The 3,474-nt window shown below is 56.7% G+C and carries 2 rRNA genes; both read left to right on the top strand.

Annotated elements, in window-relative coordinates:
• The first annotated feature begins 150 nt into the window (after window positions 1–150).
• A 23S ribosomal RNA gene (locus ABZU74_RS33875) occupies window positions 151–3,261 on the top strand.
• Between the two features lie 86 nt (window positions 3,262–3,347).
• A 5S ribosomal RNA gene (gene rrf / locus ABZU74_RS33870) occupies window positions 3,348–3,464 on the top strand.
• Window positions 3,465–3,474 lie beyond the last annotated feature (10 nt).

Here is a 3,474-nt window from a genome sequence, read left to right as displayed (position 1 = left end):
GCCTTGAGTGTGGCGTGTGCGCTGCACGAGGTTGCCAGGCATGGCCTGGCCCCATATACCGCCAACGGAGTGTTGGGTTTGGTGTGGGGCGGATCGGGTTGTGGGTTGGTCGTTTGTTGAGAATTGCACAGTGGACGCGAGCATCTTTGTGGTCAAGTTGTCAAGGGCGAACGGTGAATGCCTTGGCACCAGGAGCCGATGAAGGACGTGGGAGGCCGCGATAGGCCTGGGGGAGCTGTCAACCAAGCTGTGATCCCAGGGTGTCCGAATGGGGAAACCTGGCACCAGTCATGTGGTGTCACCCACACCTGAACACATAGGGTGTGTGGAGGGAACGCGGGGAAGTGAAACATCTCAGTACCCGTAGGAAGAGAAAACAATTTAGTGATTCCGTGAGTAGTGGCGAGCGAAAGCGGATCGAGGCTAAACCGGCTGCGTGTGATACCTGTCAGGGGTTGCGTGGTCGGGGTTGTGGGACCCCGCTGAACAAGCTGACACTTGTTCGAGGAGTTACAAAGTCAGTGGCTAGTCGAACAGTCTGGAATGGCTGACCGTAGACGGTGAGAGTCCGGTAGGTGAAAGTTGCTGACCTTCTGTGGGTGTTCCCGAGTAGCGGCGGACCCCTGAAATCTGCCGTGAATCTGCCAGGACCACCTGGTAAGCCTAAATACTTCCTGGTGACCGATAGCGGACAAGTACCGTGAGGGAATGGTGAAAAGTACCCCGGGAGGGGAGTGAAATAGTACCTGAAACCGTTCGCCTACAATCCGTCGGAGCCTTGCGGGGTGACGGCGTGCCTTTTGAAGAATGAGCCTGCGAGTTAGTGGCATGTGGCGAGGTTAACCCGTGTGGGGGAGCCGTAGCGAAAGCGAGTCTGAATAGGGCGATTCAGTCGCGTGTCCTAGACCCGAAGCGGAGTGATCTAGCCATGGGCAGGCTGAAGCGCGGGTAAGACCGCGTGGAGGGCCGAACCCACCAATGTTGAAAAATTGGGGGATGACCTGTGGTTAGGGGTGAAAGGCCAATCAAACTCCGTGATAGCTGGTTCTCCCCGAAATGCATTTAGGTGCAGCGTCGCGTGTTTCTTGCCGGAGGTAGAGCACTGGATGGTCTAGGGGGCCCACAAGCTTACCGAAATCAGCCAAACTCCGAATGCCGGTAAGTGAGAGCGCGGCAGTGAGACTGCGGGGGATAAGCTTCGTAGTCGAGAGGGAAACAGCCCAGATCACCAGCTAAGGCCCCTAAGCGTGTGCTAAGTGGAAAAGGATGTGGGGTCGCATAGACAACCAGGAGGTTGGCTTAGAAGCAGCCACCCTTTAAAGAGTGCGTAATAGCTCACTGGTCAAGTGGTTCCGCGCCGACAATGTAGCGGGGCTCAAGCACACCGCCGAAGCTGTGGCATTCACATTTTATCCTCGCTTGGACTTGATTCCTTGTGCAGGTGTGTGGATGGGTAGGGGAGCGTCGTGCCGCGAGTGAAGCAGCGGGGTGACCCAGTTGTGGACGCGGCACGAGTGAGAATGCAGGCATGAGTAGCGAAAGAAGGGTGAGAAACCCTTCCGCCGGATGACCAAGGGTTCCAGGGCCAGGCTAATCCGCCCTGGGTGAGTCGGGACCTAAGGCGAGGCCGAGAGGCGTAGTCGATGGACAACGGGTTGATATTCCCGTACCCGCGAAAGAGCGTCCCTGATGAACCTCGTTGTGCTAACCACCCGAACCGTTCGAGACCTTCGGGTTGAGGATGGGGAGCGTGGGAACCTGATGGGTAGTAGTCAAGCGATGGGGTGACGCAGGAAGGTAGCTGAGCCCGGCCGGTGGTTGTGCCGGGGTAAGCGTGTAGGCCGTGTTGTAGGCAAATCCGCAACACATGAAGGCTGAGACGTGATGCCGAGCCGATTCAGGTGAAGTCAGTGATCCTATGCTGCCGAGAAAAGCCTCTAGCGAGTTCTTAGCGGCCCGTACCCCAAACCGACACAGGTGGTCAGGTAGAGAATACCGAGGCGATCGGGCGAACTGTGGTTAAGGAACTCGGCAAATTGCCCCCGTAACTTAGGGAGAAGGGGGGCCGGAGACGTGAAGCCCCGCGCGGGTGGAGCGTTGTATGGCCGCAGAGAGCAGGGGGAAGCGACTGTTTACTAAAAACACAGGTCCATGCGAAGAAGTAATTCGATGTATATGGACTGACGCCTGCCCGGTGCTGGAACGTTAAGGGGACCTGTTAGCTCTTCGGGGCGAAGCGGAGAACTTAAGCGCCAGTAAACGGCGGTGGTAACTATAACCATCCTAAGGTAGCGAAATTCCTTGTCGGGTAAGTTCCGACCTGCACGAATGGCGTAACGACTTCCCCACTGTCTCAACCACAGGCCCGGCGAAATTGCAGTACGAGTAAAGATGCTCGTTACGCGCGGCAGGACGGAAAGACCCCGGGACCTTTACTATAGCTTGACATTGGTACTCGAATTAGCTTGTGTAGGATAGGTGGGAGCCGGTGAAGTCCATACGCCAGTATGGGTGGAGGCAATCTTGAAATACCACTCTGGTTGATTTGGGTATCTAACTTCGGACCGTTATCCGGTTCAGGGACAGTGTCTGGTGGGTAGTTTAACTGGGGCGGTTGCCTCCTAAAAGGTAACGGAGGCGCCCAAAGGTTCCCTCAGCCTGGTTGGCAATCAGGTGTTGAGTGCAAGTACACAAGGGAGCTTGACTGTGAGACTGACAGGTCGAGCAGGGACGAAAGTCGGGACTAGTGATCCGGCACTTGCGAGTGGAAGCGGTGTCGCTCAACGGATAAAAGGTACCCCGGGGATAACAGGCTGATCTTCCCCAAGAGTCCATATCGACGGGATGGTTTGGCACCTCGATGTCGGCTCGTCGCATCCTGGGGCTGTAGCAGGTCCCAAGGGTTGGGCTGTTCGCCCATTAAAGCGGTACGCGAGCTGGGTTTAGAACGTCGTGAGACAGTTCGGTCCCTATCCGCCGTGCGCGTAGGATACTTGAGAAGGGCTGTCCCTAGTACGAGAGGACCGGGACGGACGAACCTCTGGTGTGCCAGTTGTCCTGCCAAGGGCACGGCTGGTTAGCTACGTTCGGAAGGGATAACCGCTGAAAGCATCTAAGCGGGAAGCCTGCTTCAAGATGAGGTATCCCACCCACCTTTGGTGGGGTAAGGCCCCCAGCTAGACGACTGGGTTGATAGGCCGGAAATGTAAGCCCGGTAACGGGTTCAGTTGACCGGTACTAATAGGCCGAGGACTTGACTACTAAGCTGCTACGCGTCCACTGTGCAACTCTGAACAAGCGAACACCCGTGACGTGTGTGCCGGGGTTGTTTGATATGTTCATAGAGTTACGGCGGTCATGGCGGAGGGGAAACGCCCGGTTACATTCCGAACCCGGAAGCTAAGCCCTCCAGCGCCGATGGTACTGCACTCGTGAGGGTGTGGGAGAGTAGGACACCGCCGGACAATCTTCCAG

It is taken from the genome of Micromonospora sp. NPDC005171 (assembly GCF_040608575.1).
Classification (GTDB): domain Bacteria; phylum Actinomycetota; class Actinomycetes; order Mycobacteriales; family Micromonosporaceae; genus Micromonospora.
This window is presented reverse-complemented; position numbering and strand designations above follow the sequence as displayed.